15 protein-coding genes are annotated in these 26522 nt (G+C 62.3%); 6 read left to right on the top strand and 9 right to left on the bottom strand.

What is annotated here, in order from left to right; all coding sequences use genetic code 11:
* The first annotated feature begins 140 nt into the window (after window positions 1-140).
* Window positions 141-500: a flagellar biosynthesis regulator FlaF gene (flaF, locus tag EJC47_RS13010; RefSeq protein WP_033963658.1), complete on the top strand. Its 360-nt coding sequence runs from the start codon at window positions 141-143 to the stop codon at window positions 498-500.
* 84 nt (window positions 501-584) lie between these two features.
* On the opposite strand, the gene EJC47_RS13015 is transcribed toward flaF, so the two are convergent.
* Window positions 585-2459, bottom strand: coding sequence for a methyl-accepting chemotaxis protein (locus tag EJC47_RS13015; RefSeq protein ID WP_126848257.1), 1875 nt, complete (start codon window positions 2457-2459; stop codon window positions 585-587).
* 373 nt (window positions 2460-2832) lie between these two features.
* Between EJC47_RS13015 and EJC47_RS13020 the strand changes: the two genes are divergently transcribed.
* Complete coding sequence (locus EJC47_RS13020) at window positions 2833-4956, top strand: putative bifunctional diguanylate cyclase/phosphodiesterase (RefSeq protein ID WP_185867667.1); 2124 nt, start codon at window positions 2833-2835, stop codon at window positions 4954-4956.
* Window positions 4957-4983: 27 nt separating this feature from the next.
* Here EJC47_RS13020 and EJC47_RS13025 read toward each other — a convergent pair whose 3' ends face one another.
* The 4 genes from EJC47_RS13025 to galA form a co-directional block, all read right to left on the bottom strand.
* A complete protein-coding gene (locus tag EJC47_RS13025; protein ID WP_260591573.1) occupies window positions 4984-5637 on the bottom strand; it encodes a PAS domain S-box protein in 654 nt (217 codons plus the stop codon).
* 143 nt (window positions 5638-5780) lie between these two features.
* Window positions 5781-6392: a response regulator transcription factor gene (locus EJC47_RS13030; RefSeq protein ID WP_126848263.1), complete on the bottom strand. Its 612-nt coding sequence runs from the start codon at window positions 6390-6392 to the stop codon at window positions 5781-5783.
* A gap of 746 nt (window positions 6393-7138) precedes the next feature.
* A complete protein-coding gene (locus EJC47_RS13035; protein ID WP_126848265.1) occupies window positions 7139-7564 on the bottom strand; it encodes a hypothetical protein in 426 nt (141 codons plus the stop codon).
* A 14-nt stretch (window positions 7565-7578) separates the two neighbouring features.
* The gene (galA, locus tag EJC47_RS13040) at window positions 7579-10074 is read right to left on the bottom strand and encodes a beta-galactosidase GalA (RefSeq protein ID WP_260591574.1); all 2496 of its coding nucleotides are present in this window, start codon (window positions 10072-10074) and stop codon (window positions 7579-7581) included.
* 503 nt (window positions 10075-10577) lie between these two features.
* On the opposite strand from galA, the gene EJC47_RS13045 reads away from it, so the two are divergent.
* Window positions 10578-13490 (top strand): glycoside hydrolase family 31 protein, encoded by a 2913-nt coding sequence (locus tag EJC47_RS13045; protein WP_260591568.1) that lies wholly within the window; start codon window positions 10578-10580, stop codon window positions 13488-13490.
* A gap of 340 nt (window positions 13491-13830) precedes the next feature.
* Window positions 13831-16719, top strand: a complete 2889-nt coding sequence (locus tag EJC47_RS13050; RefSeq protein WP_126848271.1) for a TonB-dependent receptor domain-containing protein — start codon at window positions 13831-13833, stop codon at window positions 16717-16719.
* 158 nt (window positions 16720-16877) lie between these two features.
* Here the strand turns inward: EJC47_RS13050 and EJC47_RS13055 are convergent, their stop codons facing one another.
* From EJC47_RS13055 to EJC47_RS13065, 3 genes are all read right to left on the bottom strand, one after another.
* Window positions 16878-19697 carry a TonB-dependent receptor gene (locus EJC47_RS13055; RefSeq protein ID WP_126848273.1) on the bottom strand — a complete coding sequence of 940 codons (2820 nt, stop codon included), beginning with the start codon at window positions 19695-19697 and terminating at the stop codon, window positions 16878-16880.
* Between the two features lie 203 nt (window positions 19698-19900).
* Entirely contained in the window at window positions 19901-21130 is a 1230-nt protein-coding gene (locus EJC47_RS13060; RefSeq protein WP_185867668.1) for a histidine-type phosphatase, read from the bottom strand.
* Entirely contained in the window at window positions 21130-22143 is a 1014-nt protein-coding gene (locus tag EJC47_RS13065) for a phosphatidylinositol-specific phospholipase C domain-containing protein (RefSeq protein WP_126848277.1), read from the bottom strand. Before EJC47_RS13065 ends, EJC47_RS13060 begins: the two co-directional genes overlap by 1 nt.
* A 456-nt stretch (window positions 22144-22599) precedes the next feature.
* On the opposite strand from EJC47_RS13065, the gene EJC47_RS13070 reads away from it, so the two are divergent.
* Complete coding sequence (locus tag EJC47_RS13070; RefSeq protein ID WP_052192093.1) at window positions 22600-23643, top strand: LacI family DNA-binding transcriptional regulator; 1044 nt, start codon at window positions 22600-22602, stop codon at window positions 23641-23643.
* A 2-nt stretch (window positions 23644-23645) separates the two neighbouring features.
* On the opposite strand, the gene EJC47_RS13075 is transcribed toward EJC47_RS13070, so the two are convergent.
* On the bottom strand, window positions 23646-25004 hold the full coding sequence (locus tag EJC47_RS13075; protein ID WP_126848279.1) for an MFS transporter: 1359 nt from the start codon (window positions 25002-25004) through the stop codon (window positions 23646-23648).
* A gap of 158 nt (window positions 25005-25162) precedes the next feature.
* Between EJC47_RS13075 and EJC47_RS21370 the strand changes: the two genes are divergently transcribed.
* A complete protein-coding gene (locus EJC47_RS21370) occupies window positions 25163-26512 on the top strand; it encodes a TonB-dependent receptor plug domain-containing protein (protein WP_260591569.1) in 1350 nt (449 codons plus the stop codon).
* Window positions 26513-26522: the final 10 nt, after the last annotated feature.

Genomic DNA, 26522 nt, shown 5'->3' on the forward strand with positions numbered 1-26522 from the left:
CGCAATGAAAGGTGGGTGACCCTTTGATTATAGGATGAACGCGGGCGCTTGGGCGCGGGAACGATACTAAATCTGCAATCCTCCCAAGATGACGGCTTCCGACCGCCTAGAATGATAACAGAACCGTAAGAGGAGATTTCATGTCACTGCATGCTTATCAAAGCGCCCGGAGCCGCGCCGAAACCCCGCGCGCGGCCGAGGCCCGCCTGCTGAGCCAGATTACCGGCGAATTGATGGATGCGCAGGCTGCGCGCCTGTCGGGCGGAGCGCTGATCCAGCCGCTGCACCGCAACCGCGAAATGTGGTGTACCTTTGCCAGCGATTGCGCCGCACCCGGCAATGCGCTGCCCGAGACATTGCGCGCGCAGATCATTTCGCTGGCGCTGTTCGTCGACCGCTTCACCACCGAGGTGATGATGGGCCGGGAGAAGATCGAGACGCTGATCGATTTGAACCGCACGATCATGGAAGGGCTGCGCGCACCTTCGCTGGTGAACTGACTTTCCCGCCGCTCCCGTCGCTCGGACACAAAAAGGGGCACCGCAGAGAACCTGCGGTGCCCCTTTTGTTTGGGTTGGATGGGCTCAGAAGCTGGCCCAATCCTCCCCATTGACCGATTCAAGCGCCTTCACCGGCGACGTATAGGCGGGGGCCTTTTCCTTCTTGGCCGGCGCAGCGGCGCGGGGCTTTGCAGCGGGCCGGGCCACCGGGCGAGCGGCGGCATTGCCGCCAATGTCGAAGCGTGCAGTCTGCTGCGACAGCGAACTGACCTCGGTGGTCAGGTTGCGGGCGGCAGCCGAGGTCTGTTCGACCATCGCGGCGTTCTGCTGCGTCGCACGGTCCATGCTGCCGACGGCAACGCTGATCTGCGAGATCGCGGCGGCCTGGGCCTGGTTGTCGGCGGCCATGTCGCCGAGCAGCTTGTGCACTTCGCCAACGTCACCGGCGATGTTGACCAGCGCGCCATCGACCTTCTGCACCGCGCCAACCGCGGACAGAATTTCGCTCTGCGTGACGGTCAACTGGTCGCGGGCGCGCTTGGCTTCCTCTTCGGCGCGCATTGCCAGCGCCGAGACGAGATCGGCGACGACCGCGAAGCCGCGACCGGCGTCGCCTGCACGGCCCGCTTCCACGGCCGCGTTCATCGCCAGAACGCGCGTCTGGAACGCGATCTTGTCGAGGCCTTCGATCACGCTGTCGATGCCCTTGGCGCTTTCGGACACGCGGCCCATCGCCTGTACCGCTTCATCGGCGATTTCACGACCGCCCGAGACGGTGGCGATCGCGCCGTCGGCACGGGCAACGGTGCGCCCGGCCGCATCTGCGCTCGCCTTCAGGCGACCATCGATCTGCGTGATCGCGGCGGAGGTTTCCTCCAGGCTGGCGGCATTGCCTTCGGTCCGGCGTGCGAGATCTTCCGACGCCTGCGCGATTTCGGTCGAGCCGGTGCCGATGGCCGAGGTGCTTTCCACGACCCCGCCGATCAAGCCGCGCAACGCTGCGGTGGCGGCGTTGAAGTTGGTCTTGAGTTCGGCATAGTTGCCGGGGAAATCGGCGTTGATCGTCGCGGTCAGGTCGCCAGCGGCCAGCGCGCCAAGATTTTCACCGACGGTCGCGACGACCATCTGCTGCGTCGCGTCTTCCTGGGCCTTGGCCATTTGCGCAGCTTCCAGTTCCAGCGCCGCGTCGCGGAACACGCGCACGGTGTCGGCCATGGTGCCAATTTCGTCGGTACGATCGGCAAAGGGAATCTCGACCGAATTGTTTCCGGCGGCGAGCGTTGCCATCGTCTGCTGCAAGCGGGCGAGCGGGCCAGTAATACCCTTGCGGGCGACGACCAGGCTGAGGCCAATGCCAATCGCGATGCCGAGGATGCTCACGATCGTGAGCGTCATCGTCGTCGATCCCGCATTTGCATTCAACTGAGCGGTTTGCTTCTTGCCGTCGGCGATCAAGCGGTCGTTGAAAGTTGAAATATCCTTCGCCAATGGCTCGAGCATTTCGTCAGCAGGGCGCAGCAACGCGGTCGCTTCGGCATTGCGGTTGACCGCACCGAGCTTGGTCGCCTTGTCGGTCAGCGCGTGCAGTTGATTGATCCGGTCTTCGAATTGCGACAGTTCCGCCGTGTACTGTGGCCCGGATTCCTTTGCCTGACGGATGTAATCGAGCGCGGACTTGTACGCTTCCTCCTGCTTGGCCGGAGATGATTTTGCCATCGGCGTGGACGCGTCGTAGATCATTGCCTGATAGGCGATCAGGTCCATCATGACCGAGCGCCGATTGGCGCGCGTGAGCATGGCGGGAATCTGCAGGTCATGCTCGGCGAGGTGCGTATAACTTGTGTTGGTCCGCGTGAGTGAAGACGCGCCAAGATAGGCGATGACGGCGGTGATCAAGCCAAGAAAGACCAGTAGTGAAATGATCTTCTGGGCGATTTTCATATTATCGAGAAAGCGCATTGAACTCTCCGGGATGGGCGGGGAAAGGAAGCAATTGTCCGTTTCGTAGGAATTATAGGATGTTTGCAGCGGTCTCGACGGCGTCATGTGCAAATTGGGCCCTTGGCTCTTCGCAGCGGCACGGACCAGGCAGCGGGAAAGGGGCGGGGTTGGGTGTCCCTGCAGTCGCTGAATTCGACACGCCGCGAATGTAGTGGGAATCGCCACTGCGCGTTTGCGGGGGCGGCAGCCATCCCAAGAGATGATGGTCGCACCGGCACCGAACGACGGCCTCTCCCGCAAATCCTCTATGATGAAGGTTAGGGATCTGGCCCGGAACCTTGCGGATGGCTGCGTCGCCTTCGCGCGCCGTGTCACCGCGCGGGATATGAGCATGACCAATATCGGAACCAGGATTGCACGGCTGCAGGTGTTCGGTGCCGCGCTGTTTTTTGCGGTGGCGGCGCTGGTCGTTGGCGGGATGCATGAGAGCAGCCTGGCGATGGAGCAGAACCTCGAGGACATCCGCCGTGTTTCAGCAGTTATGGAAGTTGCCGATCTGATTTCCGAAAATCGCGTGGCGCAGGCTTCGTTGCTGCTTGAGGACGGGCAGGCTGCGCGCGCGCTGTTGGCGAAGCGCACCGGCGCGCTAACCGTCGAGCTGGCGCGCTTATGCGCCCTGACGCCGCCCGGTCCGCTCAGGCCGATGGTCGATGCCATGGAGAAGGATTGGGACTCATATCAAAAGGCGCAGCAGCGAATGATCGCTATGGACGGGGATGGGCACGCCGCTGACGCGCTTGCCCTTTTCCGCGGGGAGCTACAGAAGAAATACCTCGATTTTGACCGGCAGGCGGATGTTTTGGCCGGCCAGTTTCGTGCCAATGCCGATCGATCCGGGCAAATGGCGACCGGGGTGGCGCACTTCGTCGCGGTGTTTGTACTGTCGTTTTCGGCCGTTGGTTTCCTGGCCCGCTTCCTGGTTCAAATCTTTATTCACCGCCGGGTGGTGCGACCGTTGGTCGACATTACCAAGTCGCTGACGGCACTGGCGTCGGGCAAAACCGACGTCGTGCTGGCTGGCGGCGAGCGGCGTGACGAGATCGGCGCGATGGTGCGGGCGCTGGATGTGTTCCGCGCCCAGGCTCGGCTGATCGAGGCGGAGCATGAGCGGACCCTGGAGGCCCAAGCCCGCGCCGAGCGATTGGCGCGGCACGACTCGTTGACCGGTCTGCCCAATCGGCGCTTCTTTACGGAAGTTCTTGGGCGCATCACTGCGAACGCAGAGCATCCCGCAGCCGTAATGATGATCGATCTGGACCGCTTCAAACCAGTAAACGATATCTATGGGCATGATGCCGGCGACCTCGTGCTGAGCGAGCTCGCGCAACGTTTCATTGCCCACCGCGATGAACTGGGAACGGTCGCCCGGCTTGGCGGAGACGAATTTGCGGTAGTGTTCCCCTCTTCGAACGATCGCAGCCATGCCGCGCGCGTTGCCCAATTGCTCAGCGTCATCATTTCCCGCCCGATTCAACTGGAAGATGCCGTGGTCGAGGTGGGCGCGGCAATCGGCATCGCGCTCTTTCCGCACGACGGGACAAGCCCGGCCGCGCTGCTGCGAGCTGCCGATCTGGCAATGTATCAAGCCAAGACCGGTGGCCAAGGACGCTATCGTTTTTTCGATCCGTCGATCGAAGACAATGTCCAGGCACGGGCCGCGATGCACATCGACGTCCGGCGTGCGGTTGTCGCCGGAGAAATTATCCCTTACTATCAGCCTCTTGTGGCTATAGATGGAGGCGGACTGGTTGGTTTCGAGGTGTTGGCGCGTTGGATCCATCCCGATTGTGGAGTGGTTATGCCCGATGCGTTCATTCCGGTGGCGGATGAAATCGGCGTGCTGACCGACCTTACCTATCGTTTGTTGGAACGGGTTTGCCGGGAAATTCGGGAATGGCCCGACACGCTGACCTTTTCCATTAACTTGGCACCGAGTCAGTTGCGCGATCCGCAGATTGCGTCGCGACTGATTGCCATCCTGGATCGCTACGGCATCGCACCGCAGCGGATCGAAGTGGAAATCACCGAAAATGCCCTTATCACGGACTTTGGTGCGACCAAGAAGGTATTGAGCCGCCTCCAGAAGCACGGCATCCGCATTGCGCTTGACGATTTCGGGACCGGTTATGCCAGTTTGAACCATCTGCGCGAATTCAAGTTCGACAAGATCAAGATCGATCGGTCCTTCCTGCGCGGGCTCGACCAAGGCAGCAAAAACGAGGGAATCGTGCGCGCCATGATTACGCTCGGGAAAAGCCTTGATCTGGCGATCACCGCCGAGGGCATTGAGGAGATGGGCCAGTGGGCGCATCTGTCGGAATGGGGATGCGATTTTGGCCAAGGCTATCTGTTTGGGAAGGGCATGCCGGCCGGAAAGGCGAAGGCCCTGATCTCCACCGGCGCGCGCGGGCTGAAAGGTGCTCCACGGTCCCCGCTTCGCGTGGCCCAGTTATAGCCCTGAACGCCGTCGCCGACCGCAGATTCAGTCTTCGAAGATTGTGCGCAGGCGTTGCAGCAGGTCCCGCGCGCGCAAGGATTGAGCGCTGGCATCCTTTACGAACCCGGTGATCGTCTCGGGCGAAGAACCCGCCATCAGCGCGATTTGGGCAGCGGCTAGAAAATTGGTCATCGCGGTCATCGGTTGGTTCAGTTCATGCACCAGAAGCGCGACGGTGTCGGCCGATCCAATCGCGTTCGCATCACGCTCGCTCGCCTGCGCGGCATGTGCGCCGGTGCCAAGCCAATCCGAAAGGGTTTGCAAAGAGCAGGCAAACACCCGTTGCCCTTCAATGACCACCTTACTCACCAGCGCGGCGACCGGAATTTCATAACCGTCGCGGTGGCGCGCCATGAAGACCCGACTTTGCGCGATTCGTTCGCCGTCCAGACTTCCCGCATACTCCGCGATGGTCCTATCGTGGATATGATGATATAGTTGGGGTATCAATTCGTTGATGTTCTGGCCCGGCGCGGTCTTGCCGTCAAAGCCGAACAAAATCTCGGCATGATGATTGGACGATCGCAGGATTCCGCAATCGTCGATCACCATCATCGGAAAAGGGACAATGGCCAGGATGGATCGCGCGATCGCATGATCGCCATCCATGGGCTTATCCGATTCTCGTGCGCCGTTCATCACCGGTCGCTTATAGCTCCGCGATGCAGCGCACCATACATCATATTGGAGCGTGTGTCTGGAACAGATGACACCGCACCGATGGGCGCGATTTTGCGACCCTTGAGCCGAGGCATCCGCAATTCAAACAATGCGCGGGCGGGTCAATCCACGAGCCCGGCTGCAAAAGCGATGCGCAGCGCGTCGGGTAGGGACCGGACGTGGAGCTTGGTCATCAAGTTGGCGCGATAGACCTCGACCGTGCGCGGGCTGATGTCGAGTTCGTGCGCGATGACCTTGTTGACCTTCCCCGCGATCAAACCCATCAAAACATCGACTTCGCGCGGGGCCAGGCGCGCGATCGATTGTTGTGCGGCAAGGACGCGTGCCGCGTCCGCTTCGACCTTTTGCAAGCGATCATAAGCACGCTCGATGGTGGTGATCAGCGAACCGTGATCATACGGTTTTTCCAGAAAATCGATTGCGCCGGCTTTCATCGCCTCAACGGCCATGCTGATATTGCCATGCCCAGTGATAATGACGCAAATCAGGGGCAAATCGCGCGCGCTAATGGCGGTCAGTACGTCGATCCCGGACGCGCCGGTCATATGCACATCGAGCAGCACGACTCCGGGTTCGAGGGTTTGTGCCGCCGCCAGAAATTCGTCGCCCGAACTGAAGGTGCTGATGATGAATTCAGAGCGCATGTTGAGCAAGGATTGCAGCGATTTACGCACCGGTTCGTCGTCATCGACGATATAAATCTGTTTTAACATGGCTACCCCGCTGGCCGTGGCGAAACTGTTTCCTGAAGCCCTTTATCCCCACGTGGGAACGGCGGCGCGCGGATCACGCCTTGTGCCGGGCAGTCAGAAGAAACAAACTCTCCGAAATAAACGTGATTGATCGAGAGCGATCTATCTTGCGGTGCAGCAATATTGTGCAAATGCACATTGGAGATTTTGACGTCTCCCACGCCGTAAAATGTTCGATCTGAGCGTGATAAAGGTACAACAGATTCGACCCGGCGTTTACGTCGGTGAAATGCACGGACCGAGGACACTTCTCGTAAAACCACATTTCACTATTACACCTAAAAAAAACGCTTTCCATAGCAAAAATGGATGATGCCGTTGGCCAAAAATGGGATTTACTTTAAGGATAAAACTGCTCCCGCGGAGGGTGATCTCACCGTTCAAGCATAGCCAGTGGCCCCGCCGGTTAACTGGGCAGGCCGTTCCTTCCACGACCGCGTTCGTTGATTTCCGGACGCGGAGCTGCAGGACCACCGCGCCAGATTGGGAAGTTTGTCCTTGCGGCTTGGGAGGCATGATCCCGTTCTGAAGGGTGGGTTTGGCTTGCCCGGATGCCAAACCGAAGCGCTGGCCAGTCACTTGCCGATATGATCGGGCACGGGCGTAGCAGGGGGTTGGGTATCGCAATGTGACTGCCCAGAAACAGCCCTTCGTTCGTCGGGCGATATACGGGGGACCTGACGCCTTGGGTGGAAAGCTGTCGCTACTTATTGCGAAAAGCCGACCAGCGATGTCGCGCCACTTCGTTTTACAACCAGCAACCGAACGCCGCCACCTATCTCATCTTGGTTGGAGACTTCGACAAGCCAAGCGTCGCGGTGATCAGAAACATAGTAGGAAAGGTATGCGCCCTTCGCCGAGTATCTGTTTGGAAAGTGAGAGAAAATGTAATCTCTCGCCCTGACAACTGGGTCGATATGCTGTCTCACCGCTGGTTGCCGAGCGCCTAGCGCGAAACCGAAGAACGCTCCTGCAATCATTGCAACCATGATCGAAAGGACCGCAGTTCGTTTTGCCATTAGGATTGTATCGTGCATGTTGCGAATGTCCGCTATTGGGCGTGATCCGACGCTTGGCACTCGACCCGGCACGTTGCGCCATTGCGCAATGCTGCGCACGCCCAACGCAGCCATGCCAGTATCTCCTGCTACGTCTTGCGGGAAGCCGCTACTGCTGAACGAAGCGGCGCTTTCTGCGCCTGAACGGTCAGTGTTGCGGGGACCAGCGGCATGCCCAGCGCTCCGCTTTCCGCTGCCTCGATCAGAATCGCGCCGCTGCGTTTGCTCGACTGGACGATCACTTGTGCCAGTCCGTTGAACAGCGACCGCTCGCTCCCCTTGTCGCTCTCCAGGCAATTGGGATTGCCGTTGCCGACGCCGATCAGCTTGCCCGCTCCGGACACGCGGAAGCCGAGTTTCTGACTGGCGGTTGGCACCGGACGCCCGCGTGCATCGAGCGCTTCGATCTTTATCAGCGCTACGTCCTCGCCATCGGCATCGATCGTCAGCCGGTCGGCGGTCAGGCGCAGTGACCGCGCCGGGCCGGTTGTCTCGCGCCGCTGCGTCATCACGACGCGCCCCCCACGCCGCCCGCGCGCCTCGATCACGCCGGGCTGATATATGGCTTTCCACGCGACGTGCCCGAGGTGCGGTACCGCCTGGCTGCCGAGGCTGCGACCATTGACCAGCAGTTCGACCTCATCAAGGTTGGAATAGACCCAGATGGCGAGTTCATCCCCCTCGCGGCCCGTCCAGTTCCAGTGCGGGAAAAGGTGGAGCGCCGGCTCCGGACGCCACCATGCCTTGTAGTAATGGAAATAATCCTTCGGAAAGCCGCACATGTCGACGATGCCGAATTGCGAACTGATCGACGGCCATCCATACGGGGTCGGCTCGCCGCGGTAATCGAAACCGGTCCAGGCGAAGCCGCCCGCCAGCCACTCGCGCGCGCCGTAAACGCCCCACCATTGTTCGGGCGTTTCACCCCAGGGTACCACGCCGTCATAGCTGTTGACGGTGTTCCGCGCCGGGTCGCTGCTATATTCCCCGCGCGTCGAGATCGCGCTCGACGTCTCCGAGCCGAACACCGGTCGGGTCGGATGCTTGCGATGGAATTCGTCGGGCAGCTTGAGATTGTAGTTGAAGCCGATGATGTCGAGCGGGTCGGACACGCCTTGCTCGTTATTGCCGTTGACCGCAGCCGATACGACCCGCGTCGGGTCCAGCGCATGGCAGCGCCGCACCATCGCTGCGGCGATGGCGCTGCCTTGCTTGGCCATGTCGCCCGATTGCAGCAGCCATTCCTCATTGCCGATCGACCAGATGATGATTGAGGGTGAATTGCGGTAGCGCTTCACCATCATTTCGAGCTCCTGCATTCCTTCGGCATTGGAGCTCATCTGGCGCGTCTCGCACATCAGCATGACGCCCATGCGGTCGCACGCCTCGACCCATTCGGGTGTCGGCATGTTGTGCGAGGTACGCACCGCATTGCATCCCATCTCCTGCAGGACGGACAGGCGAAAGGCCTGTAATCGATCGGGCAATGCCGCGCCGACGCCGGCATGGTCGTGATGGTTGCAGGTGCCTTGGATCTTGAGCGGGCGGTCGTTGAGGAAGAAACCGCGGTCGGCCGTGAAGCGCGCGCTCCGCAGGCCGAAGGTCAGCCGCTCGGCATCGCGCACCGCTGCACCGCTCAGCACTTTTACGACGGCCGAATAGAGATAGGGCTGGCCGGGTGCCCAGCGCTGCGCGATCGCGATCGTCGCGCTGGCGGTGAAAAGGGCTGAGGTGCCTGCAGCGATGTGCTGCACCGGCGTTGTCGCCGTCGCGACCGTCTGGCCGGCTGCATCGAGGATCGTCCATTCGACCGCGGTGGCGGTCGCCTGCTCGCCCTCATTCTCCACGACCGTCGCCAGTTCGAGCGCGGCACCGTCACCATTTGGCGTTGCGCGTACGACGCTGTCCCATTTGCCGAGATGGAGCGGGTCGATTTTGCGCAGCCAGACGTGCCGGTAGATCCCGGCTCCTTCATAGAACCAGCCATCGCCGAAGCTCGCGTCGACGCGCACCACGACGCAATTGCTGCCGCCATAGACGAGGAAATCGGTCAGATCGAAACGGAACGGCGCATAACCGTTATCGTTGCGGCCGATGAAGCACCCGTTGACCAGGACGATCGCGTCGCGCAGCGCGCCATCGAACTCGATCCAGATGCGTCGGCCTCGATCGCTTTCGGCCACGTCGAACAGGCGACGATACCAGCCGACGCTGGTCTCGGGATAGCGCCGACCGAGCGGTTTATAGCCGTGCGAGCGCAGCTTGCTGTCGCCCTCGCCGCCCTCGTCGTTGACGAAGGGCAATTCGACCGCCCAATCGTGCGGCAGGTCGATCATGCGCCAGCCACCGTCATCATAGGCGGCCTTGGCAATCTTGAAATCGCCGGTCTTGGCGAAGTCGGCCTGTCCCGCGCCATAGCCGAAATCCTTGGCGGGATCGCTCGCATGGCCGAATGCAAAACGCCAGCCAAAGTCGAACAGGGACTCTTCGCGCGGCGATATCCCCGTGTTCGGGCGCTGCTTGGATGCGGCCGTGGGGACGGGCGCAGCCATGCTGGCGGTTGGCAGCAGCGCGGCTGCCGACATCACCAAACCGTCTCCTATAACTTCTCGACGAGAGCGATCATGCATCAGAATTTCTCCGCGCCCGTAGCTTTGCGTCCATTGCGAAGGTCGCGCCGTTAAAGCGTCCCACGTCGCGCCAGATGAGAAAGCGTAGGGCAACCAGGCGAGAACCGCCAGATCTGTCGCCTCGTAAAGGCAGGCAAACGTGTCGGTGCGCGAAGCCGCAGCAGTGGAATGATGTGCTTTTCTTGTAGGAGTATTGACTCTGGATGCGTAGGCTGCCCTCAACACCAAATGCCGGGCGAGCGGCGGGGGGAGGGATGATGCGGACACTGTCGAGCGTGGTGGGCTGTGCGGCACTGCTCCCCTGCCATGCTGCTCCGACGGCGGTTCCACGCGTTGCGCCAGCAAAAACGCAGGGCGCGGTCGTGAGGGTTATACCCCGAGCTATGGTACTTCCGGGAGATAGATCTGCCATGCGATCATTACACCGACTATTCGCGACCGTACTACTGCCGATGTCCGTGCCGATCCCTGCCGCCGTTCTGGCGGCAAGCCCGGCGCTCGCGCAGTCGGTGGCGGCACCGACTGGCCTCGACCCGCTCGGGCAGATGCAGTTGGCGGCACCGGCATCGGACGCGGCGTTCCACTATCGGCGGCTGCGCGGCGGCGTGCAGTTCATGCTGGGCGGCGTCACCAAATCGGTGATTTTCTACGCACCGGGCGTGGTGCGGGTGAACGCCAATCTCGGCCAATCCTATTGGACGCAGCGCAGCCTCGTCGTGATCCGCGAGCCCGGCGCGGTGCCGTTCACGCTGCGCGAAAGCGCTGACACGCTGGAGCTCGTCGGGCAAAAGCTGCGCGTTGCGATCGACACGCACACCGGCGCGGTGCGCTATTATGACCCTTCGGGTCGCTTGCTGACGCGGGAGAAGGACGACGCGCCGCAATCGATCGACAAGCGGATCATTTCCAACGCCCCGACCTATGAGGTGGAAAATCGTTTCACGCTCAAGCCCGATGAAGGCATTTACGGCTTCGGCTTCACCAGTGACGACGAGGTCAACCGGCGCGGCAAGGATCTGCTCCTCGTCCAGACCAATGTCGGCATCATCATCCCGGTGATGGTCTCGACCGAGCGGTACGGCGTGCTGTGGGACACCTATTCGCAGATGCGCTTCAAGGATGATGCCGATGGCGCGCGGTTATGGGCGGAAAGCGCGCCGGGCGGCGTCGATTATTACTTCATGGCCGGCGACACGATGGACGGGGTCGTCGGTGCCTATCGCTGGTTGACCGGCGATGCGCCGATGTTCCCCAAACAGGCGTTCGGGCTGTTTATGAGCAAGGAGCGCTACCCGACGCAAGAGCGCATCGTCGATGTCGCGCGGACGTTCCGCAAGGAAGGCTTTCCACTCGATTACATCGTGCAGGACTGGCAATATTGGGGCAGCGACAAGGACGGAAGCTGGTCGGGCATGATCTGGGACCCGAAGCGCTATCCCGACCCGGTGGCGATGAGCCGGGAAATTCATGATCTGCACATGAAATTGATGGTGTCGATCTGGCCATCGGTCGGCGACGACACCGCGCTCGCGCACGATCTCGATCGGTATGATCTGCGGTTTGCACCGGAACACTGGATCTCGAAGCACGCGCGCGTCTACGACGCGTACAGCCCGAGGGGCCGCCAGATCTATTTCAAATACGTCAAGTCAGGCCTGCTCGACAAAGGCGTCGATGCGCTGTGGATGGACGGCACCGAGGTCGAGGTCAGCTCGGCGATGTGGAATCCGGTCGACAATGTCCGCGACACCAAGGCGCTCGGCCGCAATGCGATGGGCGATTTTACGCGCTATCTGAACCCCTATTCGCTGCTGACCACGCAAGGCACCTATGACGGCGAGCGCGCGAGCGGCGACAAGCGCGCCTTCACGCTGACGCGTTCGGCCTGGGCGGGGGCACAACGCACGGCGGCGGCATCCTGGTCGGGCGACATCTATGCCAATTGGAAGACGTTCGCACAGCAGGTGTCGGGCGGCCTCAACGTCACGATCACCGGCAATCCGTATTGGACGCAGGACACTGGCGGGTTCTTCGTCAGCGATTTTCCCGGTGGCGAGAAGAACCCGGCATGGCGCGAACTGTTCGCGCGCTGGTTCCAATATGCGACCTTCAACCCGATCATGCGCGTGCACGGCACCAACGTCGAACGCGAGCCATATATCTTCAAGACGCTCGATCCGGCGGTGTACAAGACCCTGCTCGACAGCGTGCATCTGCGCTATCAATTGCTGCCCTATATCTACAGCCTGAGCGCAAAGGTGACGTCCGCTGGCTATACGCTGATGCGCGCGCTGCCGATGGACTTTCCGGACGATGCCGCGACGCGCAACATCAATGACAGCTTCATGTTCGGATCGGCGTTTCTCGTCCATCCGGTGACGCGGGCGATGTACAATATCCTGCCCTCGGAAGCGGGCACCGTGCCGACCGAGTGCTTGCGCACTGCCGACGGGAAAGCCGGGTTGAGTGTGCAATATTTCGTCGGCGAGAATTTCGAAAAGGCGGGCGGCGTGGTGTCCGATGCGAAGATCGATCACACCTGGCCCGATCCGCCGCTTGCCGAACTGCCGCCGGGCCTGACCTCGCTTAGCCACTTCTCCGCACGCTGGCAGGGCGAGTTGATCGCGCCTGAAGATGGCGAGTATGAGATCGGGCTGACCGGCAACGATGGTATGCGGCTATTCCTTGGCGGCAAGCTGGCGATCGACGGCTGGAAGCGCAGTGCCACGCGCTCGCGCGTGGTGCGCTACACGCTCAAGCAAGGCGAACGGCTGCCGGTGCGGCTTGAATTCTTCCACCCCGAGGGCGGGCGCGTCTTCCGTTTTATCTGGCGCACCCCGAGCGAGCTGAAGCGGGATGCCGCGATCCTGAGTGCGCCGCGCGACCTGACCATGCGGACCTACCTGCCGCGCGGGAACGACTGGTATGATTTCTGGACCAACCAGCGCTACCCCGGCGGCGTGACCGTTGCCCGCGAAGCGCCGCTCGACGTAATTCCCCTCTATGTCCGCGCCGGGGCGATCGTTCCGATGGGGCCCGTGCTGCAATATGCGACCGAGCGGCCCGATGCCCCTTATGAGATCCGCGTCTATCCGGGAGCGGACGGTCGCTTCACGCTCTATGAAGACGACAACGAGACCTATGCCTATGAGAAAGGGCAGTCGGCGCAATATGATCTGGTGTGGGACGACGCCAAGCGGACGCTGATGATCGGCCCGCGGCGCGGGGCCTTCCCCGGCATGGTGCGGCAACGGACGTTAAAGGTCATCGTCGTCGACCGTGGGGGTGACGAACGGGCTGGGCAAGAGGATACGCGAACCCTCCGGTATGACGGAGGTGCGATCAGTCTCCATTTCGATCACACGGGTTGAGGCAACCCGCTAACCGTGCCGGAAGGCGCACGGCAACAGGACGTTGCGCGTTCCCAAAGATCGCTCGACCGCACTCTCGCGATACCCGCGGGCCTGCCGGGAGCCGACAAGCTGAATCAAATCTCGCTCCGTTTTGAAATCCTGCAAGCGATTCCAACGCTTAAAAACGGGTATCAGTGGTCCAATTCCGGGGAGTTTTTTTATAGTTACAAATTAACCACACTGCCAATGAAACGACCTGTCGCTTTCATTGCCCCTTGCGGCAACCGTGCCGATTGTTTCACCATCCTGTCATAAACCCGGAGAGGATGTCGCAAAGACGACAAACGGGGAAACAATCATGCTCAAAGCTATCTCGCCTTACTATCTCGGTGCCGCCATTGTTGCGCTCGCGGCCGGCATTTCGACCGCTCCAGCGTCCGCGCAAATCGCGCCCGGGAGCGCGGCTGCCTCCGACCAGGATATTGTCGTCACCGGATCGCGCATTCGCCGCAGCCCGCTTGACCAGGACAAGCCGGTCGTCACCGTCGATCAGGCCGCGATCGCGCGCACTGGCCTGAGCTCGGTCGCCGACGTGCTGCAGCGCTTGCCGAGCGCCGGCGGGGGGCTCAACACCAAGGTCAACAATGCCGGCAATATCGGTGGTCCGCCCGACGGCACCGGCGTGAGCTCGGGCGCGGCGGAAATCGACCTGCGCTATCTCGGTGCCAAGCGCACGCTCGTGCTGGTCGACGGCCTGCGCTACGTCAACGGTTCGTCAGCGGGTGGCATCCCGGCATCGGTCGATCTCAACGAGATCCCGATGAACTCGATCGAACGGATCGAAGTGCTGCAATCGGGCGCGTCGCCGCTCTACGGCACCGATGCGGTGGCCGGTGTGGTCAACATCATCACCAAGCAGGCGCAGAAGGGGCTGCAGGCCAACGCCCAGTTCGGCACCTTCCGCCAGGGCGACGGCCATACCCAGAATTACGAGCTCAGCTACGGCATCCAGAAGCCCGAAAGCGGCACCTCGGTCGTGTTCGGTGGCTATTACACCAAGCAGGAAGCGGTCAGCACCGGCAATCGGGCGATTTCGCAATTCCCGGCGTCGGGGGCGGTGTCGTGCCAGGATCCGGCCTTTGCCGCGACCGGTGGTGTCGGGTGCAGCGGCTCGCCGCCGCTCGGGCGCTACCGCGTGCTGGGCCAGAACCTGACGCTCAAGGCACCCGTCGTCGGGCGCACCACGACGCTGGCCGATTTCAAGACCTTCACCGATGCCGACCGTTTCAACTTCGCCCCGTTCAACTATCTGCTGACACCGTCGGAGCGCTACGGCGGATTCCTGAACTTCAAGCAGGCGCTGGGCGACAGCGTGAACATGCGGGTGAAGCTGGTCTATAACCACCGCCATTCGACCACCGAGGCGGCGTTCCTGCCGCTTGTGATCGGGCCGGGCGCGGGCAACGGCAATTTGCTCGACCGCATCTCGGTCGATGCCAGCAATCCCTACAATCCGTTTGGCGTCACGCTGTCCTCGGGCGTCAACCTCGACGGCACGCCGTCGGGCGTGCCCGCCAATTACGTCGCGATCAATCGTCGCTTCGTCGAGGGCGGCCAGCGCGTCTTCACGCAGGATGTCGATACCTTCTCGGGAACGGTGACGCTCGACGGCTCGTTCCACATCGGCGACCATAAGTGGTTCTGGGATGCGAACGCGGTCTATGGCCTTAACGACGCGCACCAGCTCTTCACCGGCAACGTCAATGCCGCCAAGCTCGCACAAGCGCTCGGGCCGGTATCGCAATGCACCGGTGCGTGCGTGCCGTTCAACATCTTCGGCGGGGCGACGGTCGGCGGCGCGGGCTCGATCACCCCGGCGATGCTCGCCTTCGTGACCTTCAACGAGCGCGACAAGAGCCAACAGGAGCTCAACGATTTCAGCGCCAACCTGTCGGGCTCTCTGTTCACACTGCCCGCCGGCGATGTCGGCCTGGCGATCGGCTATGAACATCGCGATCAGGGGGCGAGCTACGACCCCGATCCCGTCATCGTCGCCGGGCTCGGTGCCGACGTGCCGACCCAGCCAAGCCGCGGCCGCTTCAACGTCAACGAAATCTATGGCGAGCTTCGCGTCCCGATCCTGACCGACACGGCGTTCTTCCAGAAACTCGAATTCGACGGCGCGGTGCGCCACTCGAACTATTCGACCTTTGGCGGCAACACGGTCTTCACCGCGTCGGGGCTGTGGAAGCCGGTTTCCGACCTGCTGTTCCGCGGCGGCTATGCCGAGAGCCTGCGCGCGCCGAGCATCGGCGAACTCCACGCCGGTGCCTCGCGGTCCGACCAGACGATCCAGGATCCGTGCACCAGCGGCCTGGGCGGCTCGTTCCAGACGAACGCGACCGTGAAGGCGAATTGCATCGCCAATGGGGTGCCCGCGAACGGCAGCTATGCCGAGCCGGCCGGCCAGATCGGCGTCTTTTCGGGCGGCAACATCAACCTCAAGCCCGAAACCGCGAAGACCTGGACTGCGGGGGGCGTCTACAGCCCGTCCTGGGCACGTGGCGGTTTGGCCAGCGTGCTGAGCCTCGAGGTCAATTATTACGCGATCAGCCTGAAGAACGCGATCGACTCGGCACCGGCATCGCTGATCCTCTCGCGCTGCGCGTTCAACGCCGATGCCGCGAGCTGCGCGCTGATCAAGCGCACGACCGTCGGCACCATCGCATCGGTCGGTGCCGTCCTGCAGAACCTGAACTCGATCAAGACCAACGGACTCGACGGCACCTTGCTCTATCGCACCCCGCGGTTCCGCGGCGGCACCGCTGGCCTCAGCGTCAATGCCGCATATCTGCTGAAATATGACGCGCTGCTGCCGACCGGCTTGCAGAAATGCGTCGGAACCGAGCGTTGCCTGTCGGTCGATCAAGCCTTTCCTCGCTTCAAGCTCAACAGCACGGTCGACTTCGCGACGCCGTATTTCGGGGCGTCGTTCACCGGCCGCTACATCAGCGCCGTCACCGAAAGCGATGCGACCAAGCACCGCATGACGCCAACCTTCTATGGTGACGTGCAATTCTACCTGTCGGCAGACTGGATGCAAAAGTTCAAGCTGGTCGCAGGCGTCAACAACGTCTTCAACAAGCAACCGCCCGTCTGCATCACTTGCGACGGCGCGAACTTCGACACGACGACCTACGATGTGCCCGGACAGTTCGGTTATTTGCGGCTGTCATACGGCTTCTGAGCCAACCGGCCACCTGGCCAAAGGGTCCTGCGCGGTGTTCTTCACCGCGCAGGCACAGCCCCACGAAACGATCTGCAACGGCGTATGACCGCGCCGATCAGCATCAAGGTCGGCGCGCAAGGCCTGTCAGGCCCTGCGCGCCGGTCGGTATGAACGCCTCAGAACTGATACGAGACCTTTACTGTCGCAGTACGGCCGGAGTCGACGATCGAACCGATTGTCGAGCTGGAGCGACCGATGGTGGCATAATAGCTACGCTGGTTGGTCAAATTCGACAGCGCGGCTTCGAACTTGGCGCGGCCATAGCGATAGGCGACGTGAAGATCGAGCTGGCTGTTGGCCCGCACCCAGCCGTCCAGGTCGCTCTTCCCGTCAAGTACCGCATATTGATACACGTAGGAGCCGATGTAGCGATACGAGAAATCGGCCTCGAACCCGCCAAGCACATAGGACAATTGGGCGTTGCCGGTCAGGTTGGGCTGGTTGAGCAAACGTTCGTTGCTCGACAGGCCGCCCTTGGGGTCGACGCTGGACCCTTCGAGGGTGACGTTACCCGACAGGATGAAATTGCCCGGAATACTGGGCGCGGCACCGAGCATGGTCGAGGCGGCGAGTTCCAGCCCGTAGACGTCGCCCGATCCGCCATTGACCGGCTGCGAAATGGTGGTCGAGCCATTTTCCTTCGAGCTGGTGACGTTGGTGAAGCTGTTCACCCGCGAATAGGTGAAATTGGTGATGTGCTTGTAGAAGCCGCTGATCGAGGCAGAGCTCTTAGTATTGAAGAACTCCGCAGAGGCATCAAGGTTGGTGGCGTCGAGCGCCTTCAGATTGGGGTTGCCCATGGTGATCGAGGTGGTTCCGCCCGCTTCGGCACCCCCGCTCGACCGGTTGATGCGCTGACCACCGGCAAGTTGGAAGAAGGACGGGGCGACATAGGAGCGCGAGACCGAAAAACGATACACGCTGTTGCCGGTGGGCCGATAATTGACCGCGAAGCTCGGCAGAACCTTGTCGTAGGTTGTTTTGCTCGATGCAAAATTGCCGGCGATCTCCGCACCGGTGCCGTCGGTGGGCAGCACCCAGAAGGTATTGGTGATGCCGGTATGCTCGTAACGCAGGCCCGCCAGAATTTCGGCCTTCCCGGCCTCGAACGTCCCCATCGCATAAAGCGAGGTGATGCGTTCATGTCCGGTCTGCGTGTTACAATTTTGGTTGTTGACGTTCTTGATCGCCGGATTGGGATCATTGCAACTGTCGTCCGCAGCTGCGAACGAACCGTAGGTCGCGAGGATCGCCTTGTTGAACACCTGGTCATATGCAGCGCGGTCGATCAGCGGGGCCGCGAAATTGTAAACGCCCGGGACGATCGATGGGACGCTCCCGCCGAAGATCCCCAGGGTGGTCCAATTTATCTCGGCACCAGCAGCGTTGTAGACCCGCGGCGTGTAATAGTCGTTGTAGGTATGCTTGCGATAGGCATCGCGATATTTGGCACCAAAGCTGATGGTTTTGAGAAAGTCGCCATCAAAATTGACGTCAGCATCGAATTTTGCGCCATATTTGCTCTGGTTGCTAAATTCCGCCGAGAGATCGCCGTAGCGACGGGCGTTATAATTGGCGATGTCGTTGATATAGGCATATTGCGCCGCCGATCCGATCAGCAGCGGAATCCCGTTCTGGTAGGTGAACATGGTCGAGCCGCTATACGGGAGAGCCGTACCGCTATTAGGTTTGCGTGCCGAAATTTCCGCGTGGTCGGGTGCGTTATATTCGCCATAGCTGAAGAAGATGTTGGGCCGCAGCGTCAGTTGGCCGAACGTGACCTTGCCGCCGAACTGCGCGGTCGCCAGCAACGCCTGTTCGGGTGAGGTGGTGTAATAATAACGTGGACGGATCGCGCCGATGCTCGGCGCGTAAACGCCGCTGGTGCCGATCTGGGCCTGGCCGATGCTGTCCCCGTAAATCTGCGCGTAATAGGAATTCTGCGTGATCTCGTTCTGGGCATAAGTGCCACGCAGATACCAGCTTTGGGTATCGCTCGGGGCCCAGTCGAGCGAGATGCTGCCGCCGTAGCGCTGGTTGGTGCCCTGGGTGAACCCGGCATTCACCCCGGTGGAAGTAAGATTCTGCGCGGGCGACAGACCCGAGGCGCTGGTGCCGTCCTTATTCTGGCTGGCATAGGCCCATTGGCCGTTGGTCGCCGCCGGGTAGACACCGTCGATGATCGTGTTGGTGAAGTTGGAGCGGTCATAATAGCCGCCGACATAGAGGGTGAACGCCTTCGACGCGCCAAAACCATGCGCGAATTCAAGCGAGGCGGTCTCGCCATCGGCCTTCTGGCCATAGTCCCGCGCGCGCGTGTTGAGGCGGCCGGTCACCGATACGTTGAACGCGGAGCTGTTCTCGAAATCCGCCGCGGTCGGCGTGCGGAAATCGATCGAGCCGCCAATCGCGCCGCCGTCTTCCGTGGCGAGGAAGGATTTGTTGACCACCACGCGGTGCATGCCGCTGGGCGGCAGCAGGTTGAGCGGCACCTGCCGGCTGAACGGCATACCCTGCGCGCCTTCGACGCCATTGATGAGGTTGATGTTATATTCAGCAGCCATACCACGCAGCGAGACGTAATTGCCCTGCCCGCGACCGGCGATATCGACGAACACGCTGTTGGTGTTGCCCTGGCCGCCGTTGAATACGGATACGCCCGGCAGACGTGCGAGCGCCTCGGCGATGTTCACATCGGGCGCGCGCTCGATCGTTTCGGGGGAGAGTACCGCGATGGCGTTGGGCGACGCTACCTGCTCTTGCGCCGGGCTCTGCGCGACCTTGCGATTGCCGGTGACGACGATCGTTTTGGAGCTGGTTGTATCGGACTCCGGCTCAGCCTCGGTCGGCTTGGTGGTTTGGGCGTGGAGGGCGATCGGCATCGTAAACACCGATGCGACCAACATGGATTTCAACGTCAGGCGATAATTTTTCACGGCGACCCCCAAAAGGAAAAACCCCGTCGGGCAGGCTGCGAAGCGTTTTTCGCGGCCTGCCGCGAACAGGACCGGGGCCGCCTAACAGGGGGGTGTTTCAGTGATGGTGCACTGCAGCGTCAGTTTCGTTACGGATCGGATACGAAATCCGATCGGAGCTGCCATGTCGCACAATCGCCAGCCAAGCCGCGTTGCGTCCTGTTCTAGCCGACCGCCCTTCGTTCGATCAGTTCGGTCAATGTGGCCAGCGGACACAGATCGTGTCGCCTGGCGCGGCTACAGCCTGGCACGTTCAAAATCTGACGCGCTGGCGCATCACCGTCGGAAAAGCGCACCAGGTGCCGGATCTGTTCCGGATTGGCGGATTCGAAGAACAGCCGTGCCCAACGGTGTCCGCGTCCGTCGCGCAACACCTCGATTCCCAACGCGCCGCCCGGCGGTGGATCGCCCGGTGCATAATCGCGGGCGGTGACCTGTACCCCCAAGAGCGCCGAGAGCGCCGCGACATTGGTGTCATGCCCCATGAAGATGCTGACCTTGGGGGCAGCGGGACTGCGTAGAAGCGCCGCGATCCGGAGCGCCAAAGGGCCCGCCACGCGCGCGGCCATGTAAGGCGGCCGCGCGTAAACGTCGAATAAGGCGGCATGGAGTACGGCGAGGCGTTTGAGCGCGGCGGGCGTGGCGCGCCCCCAGCCCACCTGCGCCATCGGCAGCCCCTCCAAATATTCCAGCAGCAGCACCTGCGCCGTGCCGGAATAGCGACGGATGGGCCCGGTCAGTGCCACATCGCGGCCATCGTCGCCGACGCTGACCGTAGCGGGCACTGCCGCCAGATCGCAGGGGGCAGGAGCCCGGTCGCAGCCAAGAACATGCGCCATCTCGCGTAGAGCGGCGGCATTGCGCGCGGTCATCGCGGCCACGCCACCGGTATAGGCCTGGACCGAGGCGATCGCCGCTGCGCCGTCAAATGGCATCGGGCTTATGCGCATCGGCTCGAACAACGGGTCGGTCTGGCCGTCGGCCAAGTGGCCGATCGGCACCGTGCAGCCTGGTGCGAGGCCATTGGCGAGCGCCGCGCCGCTGGCGATGGTACGGGCGGCGGTGTTGGTCCAGATCGCCAAATCGCGTGCCGCCGGGCATCGCCCGCGCCACAGTCCGCTACGCTGGAAGCGCGCCCGGCGCCAACTGCCGATCCGGCGCAGTGCCTCTGCGCCATGCGGGGTGAGCAAGCTCGGCGAGACTGGCCAGGCGGGCAATGGGGCATGCGGTAAATCGTCGATCGCGGCTTCCGATTCCAACGGCGCACGTACGCCGTGCCGGTAGAGCAGCACCACCTTTTCCAGGGTCAAAGGCGCGCGCGTCTGCGCCGCCGCATCGCCGGCCGCGCTCGCCGCGACCGCCACGACGGCAAGCCAGCCCAACATACGCCGCATCATGGAAGCCTCACAACAAAGCCGAGGTGCAACGGGTCGGGCGCACCCGGATAATAATCGGTACTGATGATCTGCGCGCCCGAACGGAGCGCGGCCTGAAACCGGCGATAGTCCCCGCGGCGCGCCTCCACCGTGTCGGAATCGGCGCGAGTGCGCACGATAAAGCCCTGCGCCACGGCTTGACGGATGCGCGCTTCGTTCTCGACCGGATTCTGCACGTTGAAGATAGCGGCTTCGGCATCGCCTTCGCCGTAAAAGCCGAACATCGCCCGACCACGCAGCGAAGCGTGGCCGCGTCGGTAGGCGTCGAGCACACGGTCGTTCGTGTCGAGGATCAGCATCACCTTGCCCTTCGCGGCGCTTTGGCGGGGCCACCCGCGATGCAGGACGCCCGCGCGCAAGGTCGGCCATCGACCGCGAACCTGATCGGGCGTGATGAGATGCGCGGTGCCGAAGGTGCTCCGCGCGCTGGTATCGATCGCTGCCAAGGCGGCCGCGTCGAACGGCATCAATTGCGGCATGATCGGATTGTCGTCCCGCCCGTCACTGGCATTGACCACCACGGTGATCAGCGCATGGCCGGGATGCGCGCGCGACCACGATGCAACCTGCGCGAAGCAATCTGCCAGCGTCAGGCACAGGCTGCGCCTGTCGACAAAGGGCACATGCAAAACCTTCGCGCCCGGGCGGCGCATAGCGGCGAAGCTGGCAGGATCGCCGACATAGGGGGCGGCGAACAGCCCGCCAAAGGGATCGGCGACGGGATCGAATTCGAGTTGGCGCAGCCCGAGATCGAGCTGCCGTGCAATCGACGGGTGGCCATATTCGACTGCGGCGGAGTGTTCCCCGAGGATGCGCCGCTGCTCGGCAAGCGTCTGCTCCGTCAATGCCGGACGGTAGGAATTGTGGGAACCAAGCACGCGCATCCCGTTGAGCGGCACATCCTGGGCCCGCACCGCGATCGGCGCTGCGGCACACAACGCCAATGCCAGCGCCGCAAGCCATTTCTGCATCACGACTCATCGTCCCGATTGGTGAACGTGATCGATCCGCGCGGCTCACGAAGGGGGTCGATCACGTTTCACTATGTCCCGTTAAATGCGGGCCATTGGGTGAGGCCGCCGGTCGCTGTCACCACAGGACAATGACGGTGCCATGACAGGTGCGGTATTATATAGCGGCACTGGCGGATTCGGACCTGATCCGTCTACCAAACTGCGTAGGACGTAGCCCCTGGAGGTAGCGAGTATAGGCCGGGCGCAAGGCACCTTGCGGCAGACTGCAACACAAGCCTCCGGGACGGGTGGCTCGCGGCGACCTTATGGCCGGCACCGCTGGCCGCACGGCGACCTGACCTGCGGCGCGGCGAACGAGCGCGCGTTGCACCGCAAGAGCATAGGATATTTGATCGTTTCACGACGCTGCCCTAGACGAAGCGTTCCTACATCCCGCTTCATTAGGCGCATCCCATGATAGCTCCGCCGCCTCCACCCTCGTCCGGCGACGTGACGACGATCGCAAGCCTTGTCGATCTGGCGCAGGCCGCTGGTACGTCGGTATCGACCGCTTCGCGCGCGCTATCGGGGCATTCGTCGGTCAACGAAAAGACCCGGCTGCGCATCCAAAAGCTCGCCGACGCCCATGGCTTTCAACCCAACCGTCTCGCTCGCAACTTGCGGTTGCAGCGTACCCAATCGATCGGGCTTGTGCTGCCGCTTGGGCACGAGGCCGGGCAGCACCTGTCCGACCCGTTTTTCCTGTCGCTGCTCGGCCATCTGGCGGATGGGCTGACGGAACGGGGCTACGATTTGGTTCTATCGCGGGTGATCCCGCACGATGGCACCTGGCTTGACCGCCTGGTCGATAGCGGACGGATCGATGGGCTGATCCTGATCGGTCAGTCCGACCAGAGCGACGTGATCGACAAAGTCGCGGCACGCTATGCCCCGATCGTGGTGTGGGGCGCGCGCCTCCCGGGACAACGCTATCTGACGGTCGGATCGGACAATCGACTGGGCGGAGCGCGTGCAGCCGAGCATCTGATCGCGATTGGCCGACGCCGACTCCTGTATCTTGGCAATGCGAGCGCGCCCGAGTTCGCGGAACGGCTTGCCGGATTTCAAGACGCGGTGTCGCGGGCCGGTCCCGGCGTGGCGGCAGCGGCGCTGGACCTGCACATGACGCCCGACGCAGCCCATCTTGCGATTGCCAAATACCTTACGGAGCATCCCGCTCCCGATGCGATTTTCGCGGCATCCGACGTGGTCGCGATGAGCGCCTTGCGGGCGTTGCGCGAGCGCGGCCTGAGCGTGCCACAGGACGTCGCCGTGGTCGGCTATGATGATGTGACGCTGGCGGCGCATACCGCCCCGGCACTGACGACGATCCGCCAGGATCTGGTGGTCGGTGCCAAAGCGCTGATCGAGATTCTGTTTCGCCGGATTGCGGGCGAACCCGCGCAATCGCTGCAACTGGACCCGCAACTGATTGTGCGCGGGTCGAGCGTGGCCTGACGTCAGGCCGCTGTCGCGACCGTTCGCGCTGGCGCGACCCGCATCGTCGCCAGCGCGGCGGCAAGCATCAGCACGCCGCTGAGATATAGCACGTTGCGTGGGTCGCCCCGCAGCACGCCATTGTACAGCAAGGGCAGCGTCAGGCTCTGGATCATCATCGGCACAACGATGAACATGTTGAAGATGCCCATATACACGCCCGTTCGCGCCGGTGGGATCGAATCCGCGAGCATGATGTACGGGTTCCCCATCAGGCTGGCCCAACCCAGACCGATGCCGATCATCGGCAAGAACAGCCAGTTTTGCGTGGTGATTCCGGGGATCGTCAGCATCGCAGCGCCCGCCGCCACCATACACAGCGCATGGACGTTGCGCGCGCCCCATGCCCGCGTCACCGGCACCAGCGCAAAGGCACCGACAAAGGCGATGAAATTGTAAAATCCGCCAAGCTGCCCGGTCGCAAGTGCGGCGGCGCGAAAGCCGGGGGAGGCGGGGTCGCTCGTGCCGTGGAGCGAGCGCGCCAGCGAAAAGGTGATGTACTGCCAGTAGCAGAACATCGCATACCATTGGAACAGCATCGCCACGGCCAATTGTCGCATCGTCGGCGGCATTTCCCGGATCGCGTCGCCAATCTCGCGCAGCGTGCTACGGGCCGATAACGGGGTAAGGCGCAACTCGGCAATCTGGGCCGCCGTCAGGGGAAGCTCGCGGACCGACAGAACCGACCACAGGATCGTCGAAAGGGACAGCACCGCGCCGATCAGAAAGGCTGCTTTCGTAATGTGCGGGATGCCGTTCAGGTCGACGGCATCGCGGCTCATTCCCGCATAGACCAGGATGGAGGGGGCGAGGTAGGCCAGCGTTTGCGCAAGGCCGGTGAAGGCGCTCTGGGTCAAGAACCCGATCGGTCGCTGGTTTGCATCGAGCCGGTCGCCGACATAGGCGCGATAGGGTTCCATCGTCACATTGTTGGCGGCGTCCAACACCCACAGCAACGATGCTGCCACCCACAGCGTCGGGCTGTACGGCATGGCGAGCAGCCCCAGGCTGCACAGGATTGCGCCGATCAGGAAATAGGGCGTGCGTCGCCCGAAGCGGCTGATGGTGCGGTCGCTGAGCGCGCCGATGAGCGGCTGCACCAGCAGCCCGGTCATCGGGCCCGCCAGCCACAGCAGCGGCATCGCCGCCTCGCTGGCCCCGAGGTAACTGTAGATCGGCCCCATATTGCTTTGCTGCAGGCCGAAGCTGAACTGGAGCCCGAAAAAGCCGATATTCATTTGGAAGATGCGCGCCAAGGAAAGGCGCGGCTTGCGCTCCCCTGCGGACGCGTTGCCCGTGCTGTCATCCGCCTTCTGGTGCATCGCCCTCTCCAACCTGTTCGTGACAGCCTGTCTTTCGGCGGTCGCTACCATCGATCCAAACTTTTCACAAACGATTGCGAAAAATTATTGCAATCGATTGCGAAGCGCTTATGAGCATCCCTCAAGCCGCAATACAGCGGACACTAGGAGGGGTTATCATGAAGCTTGCAACGCTTTTGCTCGCCGGTACGGCTTTGGCGTTTCTGCCGCAGATCGCACTCGCGCAGAGTTCCGTGCCCGCGCCGGAAGCGGCCGTCGAGCCCGAAGCCAAAACAGATGCCGCCGATATCATTGTGACAGGTACCGCCCGGCCCGAGCGCCGTTTGACGACCAGCATCTCCATCAGCGCGGTCGACTCTCAGGAAATCGCCAAGCTCGCCCCAATGGGCAGCGCCGACCTGTTGCGCAACATTCCGGGCCTGCGCGCCGAATCTTCAGGCGGCGAAAGCAACGCCAACATCGCGGTCCGCGGTTTGCCGGCGGCAAGCGGTGGCGGCAAGTTCGTCCAGTTTCAGGAAGACGGCCTGCCGGTGCTGGATTTCGGCGATATCGCCTTCGCGACCGCCGACACCTTCGTCCGCCCAGACTATAGTGTTTCGCGCGTCGAAGTTGTCCGCGGCGGTTCCGCCTCGACCTTCACCAGCAACGCGCCGGGCGCGATCATCAATTTCATCAGCAAAACCGGCGACGTGGCCGGCGGAACGGTCGGCATCACCAAGGGGCTTGATTTCAACCGTACCCGGATCGACGCCGATTATGGCGCGCCGCTCGGCGAAGGATGGCGGTTTCATGTTGGCGGGTTTTACCGCGTCGGCAATGGCGTGCGGAACGCCGATTATACGTCGGAGCGCGGCGGCCAAATCAAGGGCAACGTCACCAAGACTTTCGCCAACGGCTTCATCCGGCTGAACTTCAAATATCTCGACGATCGCTCGCCCATCTATGTCCCGACACCCATTCGGGTAACCGGCACCGCTGCGAACCCGACCTATTCGTCCTTCCCGGGTTTTGACGTGCGGTCGGGAACGTCGCTGTCGCCCTATTTCCGCTCGGACATTGCGATCGGCAGCGGCGGGCAGCGGATCGTCTCCGATCTGGGCGACGGCTACCGCGTCAAGACGCGCGGCGGCGGTGCCGATGCATCATTCGATCTGGGCGGCGGCTGGCACATCGAGGACAAGTTCAACGTTGCGAGCAATTCGGGCAGCTTCGCCACCTCCTATCCGGGCCGGGTCGCGCCGCTGACCACCTTGATGAGCGAAATCGGCGGTGTCGGAGCCACCTTGCGCTATGCCAACGGGCCAAATGCGGGGCAGGTCATCGCCAACCCGGCGGGTCTCAGTGGCAACGGCCTCGGCATCAACGCACTGACCTTCGGGGTGACGCTGAACGATTTCACCAATGCCACCAACATCCTGACGCTGAACCGCGACTTCAGCGCCGGTGGCGGCACCGGCAATGTGACGGCCGGCTATTTCAAATCCTATCAGGCGATCCAGATGGATTGACACTGGAACA

The organism is Sphingomonas sp. TF3 (assembly GCF_003985085.1).
Taxonomy (GTDB): Bacteria; Pseudomonadota; Alphaproteobacteria; order Sphingomonadales; family Sphingomonadaceae; genus Sphingomonas.

What these genes read in the sequence shown, in the direction of transcription:
- flaF (WP_033963658.1), top strand. Translation starts at nt 141, where the DNA reads ATGTCACTGCATGCTTATCAAAGCGCCCGGAGCCGCGCCGAAACCCCG.
- EJC47_RS13015 (WP_126848257.1), bottom strand. Translation starts at nt 2,459, where the DNA reads ATGCGCTTTCTCGATAATATGAAAATCGCCCAGAAGATCATTTCACTA.
- EJC47_RS13020 (WP_185867667.1), top strand. Translation starts at nt 2,833, where the DNA reads ATGACCAATATCGGAACCAGGATTGCACGGCTGCAGGTGTTCGGTGCC.
- EJC47_RS13025 (WP_260591573.1), bottom strand. Translation starts at nt 5,637, where the DNA reads ATGAACGGCGCACGAGAATCGGATAAGCCCATGGATGGCGATCATGCG.
- EJC47_RS13030 (WP_126848263.1), bottom strand. Translation starts at nt 6,392, where the DNA reads ATGTTAAAACAGATTTATATCGTCGATGACGACGAACCGGTGCGTAAA.
- EJC47_RS13035 (WP_126848265.1), bottom strand. Translation starts at nt 7,564, where the DNA reads ATGGCTGCGTTGGGCGTGCGCAGCATTGCGCAATGGCGCAACGTGCCG.
- galA (WP_260591574.1), bottom strand. Translation starts at nt 10,074, where the DNA reads ATGTCGGCAGCCGCGCTGCTGCCAACCGCCAGCATGGCTGCGCCCGTC.
- EJC47_RS13050 (WP_126848271.1), top strand. Translation starts at nt 13,831, where the DNA reads ATGCTCAAAGCTATCTCGCCTTACTATCTCGGTGCCGCCATTGTTGCG.
- EJC47_RS13060 (WP_185867668.1), bottom strand. Translation starts at nt 21,130, where the DNA reads ATGCGGCGTATGTTGGGCTGGCTTGCCGTCGTGGCGGTCGCGGCGAGC.
- EJC47_RS13065 (WP_126848277.1), bottom strand. Translation starts at nt 22,143, where the DNA reads ATGCAGAAATGGCTTGCGGCGCTGGCATTGGCGTTGTGTGCCGCAGCG.
- EJC47_RS13070 (WP_052192093.1), top strand. Translation starts at nt 22,600, where the DNA reads ATGATAGCTCCGCCGCCTCCACCCTCGTCCGGCGACGTGACGACGATC.
- EJC47_RS13075 (WP_126848279.1), bottom strand. Translation starts at nt 25,004, where the DNA reads ATGCACCAGAAGGCGGATGACAGCACGGGCAACGCGTCCGCAGGGGAG.
- EJC47_RS21370 (WP_260591569.1), top strand. Translation starts at nt 25,163, where the DNA reads ATGAAGCTTGCAACGCTTTTGCTCGCCGGTACGGCTTTGGCGTTTCTG.